The organism is Pluralibacter sp. (assembly GCF_019237635.1).
Taxonomy (GTDB): Bacteria; Pseudomonadota; Gammaproteobacteria; order Enterobacterales; family Enterobacteriaceae; genus Enterobacter_B.
In genome coordinates this window covers 1-8,340 of sequence record NZ_JAFAGS010000031.1, presented here as the reverse complement: position 1 = coordinate 8,340, position 8,340 = coordinate 1, and the positions used below count along the sequence as shown (strand labels likewise).

Below are 8,340 nucleotides of genomic sequence, written 5' to 3'. Positions count from 1 at the left end.
TGTAAGTAATCCATCAAAGTGGGCCATGAGATTTTAGATATCTGACGTACTGTATCACGTGCGCAGTGTATGTTTCATGGCGTAAAGCGTTCTAGGGAAAATCAGCCAACACGCCCCCAACAATCACCCTAAAAATCATAACCATACAAAAAAACCTTCCATATCAACACCATCGCCACTCTTTTTGCACCTTCCCTTCCACGCAAAAAATCAAAATCTCCAACAAACTCAACCACCTCCCCCACCAATTACAAGGACGCCAGCCTTTGACTTAATCAGCCTTAGGGGGACCGGTTTCGGCGAATTGCTCAAATATCTCCAGTATCGAACAATAATCGCTGTTATGGTCGGCGTGGCAGCATGCATCATTTAATCGTTGCAATGAGTTTCGCATGATCTGGAATTCTGCAATGCGCGCGTCAACCTCGCACAAGCGCGCATTCACAATATTCTGCGAGTCTTTACAGGTGTAACGTGTCGGTGCAACTTGAATCGCCAGCAGCTCTTTAATCGCATTCAGCGTAAATCCCAACTGACGGCCATAGCGGATAAAACGCAGTTGCTGTAGGTCGTCTTTTGTATATAAGCGGAAACCCCCTTCAGTACGCGCGTTATGCTGCAGGATATTTTGTTTTTCGTAATACCTGATGGTATCTGGGGTTACGCCAGTTAGCTTCGCCAGGTCTCCTATGCGATACATAACATTTCTCTCCTGATTCATTATTTTACCAGAAGTATCAGCTTCCCTTTAAGGGATGAGGAAAGCTGATGCGATAGGTATTATTTCAATGGAAAGGAAAATGGCACTGTGTCTAAAAAGTGCCATTTCCCCTGGCGATTATTTTTCTTTGTACAATACGGCATTGGTACCAAAGCCAATGCTGCCTCGAGTGAATCGGCTAACGAAAAAATAATCAGCCCCTTCTTTTTCTGCTTTCGCCTTAATTGCGGCAAGAGCATCCTCCGATGAAACGAAATTACCTCCGACAGAAATATCACCCATATGGACATACTGACTGGTTTCTTCTCGGGTGATTTCCTTGGCGGCTGCGGCCTGAAATGACATAAAGGAAAATACGACGGCGGTAGCGAGCATTATTTTTTTGAGCATTTTGTTGCCTCTCAATGTTATATGTTTATCGTTAATTAAACGTGCAGCGGCGAGCTGCAACGCTAACATAACACTGGAGTTAACTTCAGCTTCAATAGGTTATGGTTTGTCTTTAACTAAATTTTCACAGATGGAGAATTAAATACTGTAGCTAATAAAATAATTACAATGCCATTGCAGAATGAATTTATAATTCCCATTTCATTATGTTTAAAAGTCAATGTGTTATTTTGTTTAAAAAGATACTCGCTGCATAAGGTCATGTGATGGTGTGCCAGACACTGGAGTGACTCCTCAGTTCCAATAAATGTAATATCACGTAAATCCCCTTTTTGTATATTGAATCTGGAATCAGGTCCAGAGTGTATCATATCGCCTATCTCACCCCTTATCGGCAAGGATGTATTTATGTTGCGTAAAATCTACATATTTTCTCCATTATTGTCAGGTATTTTTATTTCTTTTTATTCGTCCGCTGCATTGATACCGGCCACGCTGCCTGAGCTTCTGCCGTACGCCGTTAAAAATAATGTCAGCTTACCTGTGCAGCAGGCGCAGTTGAATGCGTTGACGGGAGAAACACAGTCGGCAGAAGCGTTGTTATTTAATAACCCGGTTATCGACTGGAATAGCGGGAAAAGACGTAATGTGGCGGGTAATCCTGACCAGGTGCGACAAAGCGAATGGGGGGCGGGTATTTCCCAGACGTTTGAAGTCGCCGGGCAACAGGGATACCGGCAGGCGTCAGCCCGTTCGGCCATGAATACCTTCCGGGAAGAATCTCTGGACACCCGCAATCAGGTGGTGCTGACCACCTCGATCCTGTTCTACCAGATACTGGTGCTACAGGAAAAAGTCCGCCTGGAAAGTGATGCCGTAGCGCTGTATTCCCGTGCGGAATCACTGGTTGCCCGGCAGCGGCAATCCGGTAGCGCGACGCGTCTTGATAACAACCTTGCCACCATCGAACGCCAGCTTGCCAGTAACCAACTGCTGGCCGCAAGGCAGGCTCTACAGGATACCCGCAACGAACTGGCGCGTTATTTGCTGACCTCTGAGGACGCGATTCCTGAGATGCGGGGGGATTTTGACAATACCGCCAAAGCGCTTCCCTATACCTATGTGTCCCTGAATGCCCGGCTGGAGAATACTCCCGGCGTTCGTACGCTCGAATGGCAGGAGAAAAGCGCCAGCGCAGAGCTGGATCTACAGAAAGCGGCGCGGATCCCTGACGTTACGCTGGGGGTCAGTTATACGCGGGATGGTCCGGACAACAGCCGTGAGGATCTGACGACGTTGTCCGTCTCCGTCCCGCTCCCTTTCTTCCAGAGAAATGAAGCAGGGATAGGCCAGGCCACCACCGCGCTGACACGTTCACAACTGAACCTGAACACTTTCCGCAATGCGCAGAAGCAGCAACTGAAAAACCAGTGGAACAAGCTGGATAACCTGAAAAGCCGGGTAGAAATCCTGAATAAACAGATACTCCCCGCAGCGGACATGAATAAACGCCTCACTTTGCTGGCGCAGGAGAGCGGGCAGAGCAGTCTGCCTGACGTCCTGCTGACCAGCCAGCAGATCCTGAACGCGCAACGTACCCGACTGGACACATTACTCGAGTACCAGACCACGCGTTTGACCCTGGAAAATATCGCTAACTGGCGCGGACAGGAGCTTCCATGATTCAGAACAATGCACAACATCCCAATGTCCTTTCATTTCTGTATGTCCTTATTTTCCTGTTTTTTTTAGCCCCTTCAGTCAGGGCCTCAGCGGTTTCGCCGGGAGAAACGGAGACGGTTTTGACCAACAAAAACGTCCTTCTCGAAACCGTTGAAGCAACCCCCCTGGAAGGGGAGTTTCGCGTTCTTGCCACCATACAACAAGACCCGCGCCGCTCGGCCATTATCTCGTCGCGGATCGGCGGTTGGGTCGCCTCCGTGAATGTCCTGCCGGGACAAATCGTCAGTAAGGGCGAAACGCTCGCGACCGTGGACAGTATTCAGCTTCGCGATGAAAGTAATGCCGTGGTGCAGGCTCGCGCCACCCTCAATGCGGCCACCGAATTGTACAAACGTAAGCAAAAGATGATGGCGGAGGAGATTATTCCCCGTAACGAGCTGACCGCCGCCAGGCTCGCCTGGCAGCAGGCAAAAGCGGAGTTTGATGCCGTACAGGGGCGTCAGACGCTGATCGGCACCAACGGCAAAGCGGGCTCGCCAGTCGCGATTACAGCGCCTTTCAACGGCACCATACTGACCACCGCACTGCGCCGGGAGCAGGCCGTCACGCCCGCAGATGTGTTGTTTACCCTAAGCGACCTCTCCACCGTGTTGATCGTCGCCAGCGTGCCGGAATCGCAAGTGCGTTTTCTGAACCCTGGCGCGCAGGTGCGTATTCAGGCCAGTGCCTGGCCTGGCGAATCCTTTTCCGGTCAACTGGTCGGTTCGGCAGGCACGCTTGACCCAACATCCCGAACGCTGCCCGCGCATATCACGGTTAACAATCAGGATGCGCGTCTGAAACCGGAAATGCTGGTGACTGCCTATATTCGCTACACCTCGCCAGAGCCGGTCTTCAGCGTACCGGATTCGGCGCTAACCCTGATGGACGGTAAACCGGCGGTATTTGTTGCCGTCGCCGGGAAAGAATACCAACCCGTTAGCGTGACGACCGGCAGGAAAGGAACGGGCCGGACGGAAATCACCCGTGGACTGAAACCCGGGGATCGTGTGGTGGTGAACCAGACCTACGATTTGAAATCCCGGTTGTTGATCGCTGAAACGGCTGGCGGGCACTAAGGAGACACCCATGCTCAGTTCATTGATAACGTTATCCCTGAAATTCAGGCTTCTGGTCATTGTGCTATTTCTGGCGGCTATGGGCTATGGCGTCATGGCGTTTCGCAGCGTCCCCGTGGACGCCTTTCCGGATGTGACGCCGGTACAGGTCAACATCTACACCGAGGCGTCCGGGCTTGCCGCCGAAGATATTGAAAAGCTGTTTACGGTGCCTGTGGAAAGCAGCATGGCGGGGTTGCCTAATGTGGAACAGATCCGCTCCATGTCGCTGGCGGGTCTCTCTTACATCAGCGTCAATTTTACGGACAACACCAATATTTACCTTGCCCGTCAGTGGGTGGGGGAAAAACTTCAGGAGATTGGGGATCTGCTTCCCGCAGGATACAGCCCGCCGGTTCTGGGCGCCAACTCCTCCGGTCTGGGGCAGGTTTACTGGTATACCCTGGATGCCGGGGACTCCGGGCTCAGTAACATGGAGCTGCGTACGCTTCAGGAATGGACTATCCGCATGATCCTGAAAACCGTGCCTGGCGTCGATGATGTCGTCTCCTGGGGCGGGGAAGAAAAACAATATCAGGTCACCCTCGATCCAGACAAAATGGCGCAGTATGGCATCACGCTTGCGGATGTTCTCCCTGTGTTGGCAGGAAACAACCGCCAGGCCGGTGGTCAGAGTATCAATATTGGCGAAGAGCAGTATCTGGTTCGCGGTTATGGGCAACTGGAAAGCGTGTCCGATATTGCGGGTTTGCGTATTAAAAACGCCGGCGATCAACCGGTCTATATTCGTGATATTGCCCGGGTGGAGTTCACCCCCACGGTGCGTGCTGGCGCTGTCACGCAAAACGGCCAGGAAGTGGTCATGGGAATGGTGCTGGCCCGCATTAACGAAAATGCAAGCCTGGTCGTCAACGGCGTGAAGGATAAAATCGCCAATGTGGTCAATACGCTGCTTCCTGCAGGTGTCTCTTTAAACGCGGTTTACGACCGGACCGACCTGGTTGAACTTGCCCTGAACACGGCGCAGAGCGCGCTGCTGGAAGGCGCTATTCTGGTGGCCATTGTGTTGTTTCTGTTTCTGGGCGAGCTGCGTTCCGCGGTTATTGTGATCATTACGCTGCCGGGCTCCATGCTGCTGGCGTTCATCATGATGCAGTACTTCGGACTGTCGGCGAACCTGATGTCGCTGGCTGGTCTGGCCATCGGCACCGGGATGATGGTGGATGGCGCGGTGGTTATGGTCGAGAACATCCATCGGCGGCTGGCTATCAATCATGCCAGCGGCGTAAAACACAGTTTCACGCTGCAAATACTGGAGGCCGCCCGGGAAGTTGCGGCGCCCGTGGCCTTTGCGATCCTGATCATCGTCGTGGTCTTCACCCCGCTGCTCACGCTTGACGGCCTGGAAGGTAAACTGTTCCGTCCGATGGCGCTGACGATAAGCTTCGCCATGCTGGGGTCGCTGATTCTGTCGCTGACTGTCGTCCCGGTGTTTTCTTCCCTGTGGCTTAAACCTGCGCATGAAAATGAAACGCGCATTGTCCGCTGGATAAGCGCGGGCTATCAGCCGCTGCTCAGTCTGGTCTTGTCCCACCGGAAATGGACTATCGGGGTAACCGCCACCGCATTGCTGCTGTCTCTGGCGCTGTTTCCCTTTCTGGGGAAATCGTTTATGCCGCAGTTGCAGGAGGGCAACCTGATGTTCCGGGTTACCTCGATCCCATCGACCTCACTGGACAGTACCTTGTCGCTCTCCCGAAAAGTAGCCGATGACATTCGCGGGCAGTTCCCGGAAGTGAAGGACGTTGTCGCCACCATTGGCCGGGCGGAGAAAGGTGAAACGGCGGACGTCAATTCAATGGAGATTTTGTTGACCATGGCCCCGAAGGACAGTTGGCCGGAGGATATTTCTTATGAGCAACTGGCCCGCAATATTCAGGCCGTTCTTGAGCAAAAATACCCGGGCGCGCTGTTCAGCGCGACACAGCCGATACAGATGCGTGTCGATGAGCTGATCTCGGGGATCCGGGCGACGTTGGCGCTGAAAATCTACGGTCCCGATAGCGCAACGCTTGACCGGCTAAGTCAACAGATACAGACGACGCTGGCGACGATTGCAGGCGTAGAGGAACTGTCCACGGAGTCCAGCAAGGGCAAGCCCCAGGTGGTTATCCGGGTCGACAGGGAAAAGGCGGCCGGGTATGGCGTCAATACCAGCGATATTATGGATGTTGTGGAGTCAGGGATAGGCGGCGCCAGCATCTCAACCATTACAGAAGGAACGGCCCGTTTTGATCTGGTGACCCGCTTCAGTTCCGCTTACCGGGATTCGGTTTCTGCCATTGGCGCCATCCCGCTGCGTGGGGCGACGGGGCAACTGATTTCGCTGTCTCAGGTTGCGGATATTGAACTGGCGGAAGGATACGCTTTCCTGCGCCGGGAAGGGCTGCAACGTTATGTGGTGTTGCAGATGGAGGTTGAGGGGCGCGATATTGACGGTTTTGTGCAGGAGGCAAGCCAGGCCATCGCAAAAAACAACCCACTTCCTGAAGGGTACTGGAGTAGCTGGGGCGGCGCATTTGAAAATCAGCAGCGCGCGATGGGCAAACTTGCCGTGATCCTGCCGCTGACGATTGGGCTTATCTTTATCCTGCTCTATACGGCATTCGGGACGCTCCGGCATGCCGCGCTTATCATGGCGAATGTGCCGTTTGCCATGACGGGTGGCGTGCTTTCCCTGTTTGTAAGTGGTCAGTATATGTCGGTTCCTTCTTCGGTCGGGTTTATCGCGGTCTTTGGGGTTTCGATGCTGAACGGGATTGTGATGGTGTCATTCTTCAATGAACTGAGGCAGCAGGGCGCCAGTATCCGGGATGCAGTCAGGCTGGGCGCGGTTCAGCGTCTGCGCCCTGTGCTTATTACCGCCACGGTTGCCATACTGGGTCTTATCCCCATGCTGCTCTCCAGCGGGGTCGGGGCCGAGGTTCAGCGCCCATTAGCCACAGTTGTGGTGGGGGGATTATTGACCTCTACGGCCCTGACGTTGCTCCTGTTGCCGCTGTTTTATGAAATAACGGAGACCTGGCATACGAAGCGGTTTGGTCTGGCTCAGGCGGTTAGCCAGCGCGATGAGAAACAGGAGTCGGATATCTCATAACATCGGTTTTATGCATTAATAAAGGGGAAATGTTTGTACATAATTTTTCCCCCGTCTGTTTACGATGCGTTGCCACCGCCGGATACAGCTTTGCTACGATCTAAAAGTACCCGTTTTGCCTGAGATAAATCCTCTGAGGAGGCATGTATGCGTATCGGGCATTCTGTTGCTTGTGTGGTGCTCTGTTTAACCCTGGCGGGCTGTGCCAGCCCGCCAGAAATTCAAAGTGACTACGACCGCGCGGTGAATTTTCAGCAGTATCACACCTGGAATTTTGCCCCGTCGGCGGCCGGTTCGTATCTGACCATCCAGCAACGCTACCTCCAGTCGGCGGTCAGCTATGAGATGACGAAACTGGGCTATCAGCGCAGCAATCGCCCCGATTTGGTGGTGAATGCGAATTTGCTGCAACAAAAAGAAGTGGAAGAGGAATTTGTGCCTGCCTATGTAGGATGGGGCGGCGCCTGGGACTGGGAAGCTTACGATCAAACCCCGGTTAACTGGACGCATAACAGCCTGAGTATTGATGTGGTGGACGTCCACAAGAAACAGCAAATCTGGCAGGGGAATATGAGCCAGTTTGAGCCCGGAGAGGACGACACCTTCACCGCCATGGATATTCAGCACGCGGTAGCGCAGATTTTCGCACGCTATCCTACGGCGGCAGTCTCGGGTAAATAAGGTTACAGACTATCGGGGGCATTGCGCCCCCCCGTTTTTGTCAGGATAGCTGCTGTTTGACTATCTCCAGCAGCGCCGCGACGTCCTGCGGTCGGGTGTTGCCGCTTTCGGCATCGATTATCGAACTGTATACATGCGGCATCACCTGAGGTACGCCTGACTGCAGACAGGTGTGCAGGATAACGCCAACGTTATCGAGGTCGATACCGCCAGTGGGCTCAATCAGCGTCATCCCGTTTTGCGCTGCGGACAGCGCCAGCGCGCGCAGTTCGTCCAGCGATGCTTCGCCCCTCATCGGGAAAAACTTCGCCGCGTGGGCGCCCATATCCTGAATCATGCGGATAGCGGCATCGCAGGAGACCTGCGCAGGCACTCCTTTCGCGCTGCTGACACCGGTGGAGATAAGCACTTTTCCCGGCGTACCGGTCGGGCTCACCAGGGCGTTAATTCGCGTGTGGGTGCCGCGGGTGGCGGCGAGCGTTCCTGCGGCGAAACCGCAGCCGGTAAAGGTCTGGTTGACGTGCGCCGGATGCACGCTGGCGGCGATCATCGCCGCTTTGTAAAACTGCGCCGGGTCACCCGCGCCAAGA

The 8,340-nt window shown here is 53.8% G+C and carries 7 protein-coding genes; 4 read left to right on the top strand and 3 right to left on the bottom strand.

Annotated elements, in window-relative coordinates; translation table 11 throughout:
- Window positions 1-271: 271 nt before the first annotated feature.
- Together zntR and JO226_RS03965 are read right to left on the bottom strand one after the other, a co-directional pair.
- A complete protein-coding gene (gene zntR / locus JO226_RS03970) occupies window positions 272-700 on the bottom strand; it encodes a Zn(2+)-responsive transcriptional regulator (RefSeq protein ID WP_293493586.1) in 429 nt (142 codons plus the stop codon).
- Window positions 701-838: 138 nt separating this feature from the next.
- Window positions 839-1,180, bottom strand: a complete 342-nt coding sequence (locus JO226_RS03965) for a YdgH/BhsA/McbA-like domain containing protein (RefSeq protein ID WP_293493583.1) — start codon at window positions 1,178-1,180, stop codon at window positions 839-841.
- A gap of 339 nt (window positions 1,181-1,519) precedes the next feature.
- Here JO226_RS03965 and JO226_RS03960 point away from each other — a divergent pair, with 339 nt between their 5' ends.
- The 4 genes from JO226_RS03960 (at window position 1,520) to JO226_RS03945 (ending at window position 7,750) form a co-directional block, all read left to right on the top strand.
- Window positions 1,520-2,794, top strand: a complete 1,275-nt coding sequence (locus JO226_RS03960; RefSeq protein ID WP_293493580.1) for a TolC family protein — start codon at window positions 1,520-1,522, stop codon at window positions 2,792-2,794.
- Window positions 2,795-2,913: 119 nt separating this feature from the next.
- Window positions 2,914-3,912 carry an efflux RND transporter periplasmic adaptor subunit gene (locus tag JO226_RS03955; RefSeq protein ID WP_293493578.1) on the top strand — a complete coding sequence of 333 codons (999 nt, stop codon included), beginning with the start codon at window positions 2,914-2,916 and terminating at the stop codon, window positions 3,910-3,912.
- A gap of 10 nt (window positions 3,913-3,922) precedes the next feature.
- Window positions 3,923-7,069 carry a CusA/CzcA family heavy metal efflux RND transporter gene (locus JO226_RS03950; RefSeq protein ID WP_293493575.1) on the top strand — a complete coding sequence of 1,049 codons (3,147 nt, stop codon included), beginning with the start codon at window positions 3,923-3,925 and terminating at the stop codon, window positions 7,067-7,069.
- A gap of 147 nt (window positions 7,070-7,216) precedes the next feature.
- Complete coding sequence (locus JO226_RS03945) at window positions 7,217-7,750, top strand: DUF4136 domain-containing protein (protein ID WP_293493572.1); 534 nt, start codon at window positions 7,217-7,219, stop codon at window positions 7,748-7,750.
- Window positions 7,751-7,790: 40 nt separating this feature from the next.
- On the opposite strand, the gene JO226_RS03940 is transcribed toward JO226_RS03945, so the two are convergent.
- A partial coding sequence (locus JO226_RS03940) for a KDGP aldolase (protein ID WP_293493569.1) occupies window positions 7,791-8,340 on the bottom strand: 550 nt, incomplete at its 5' end.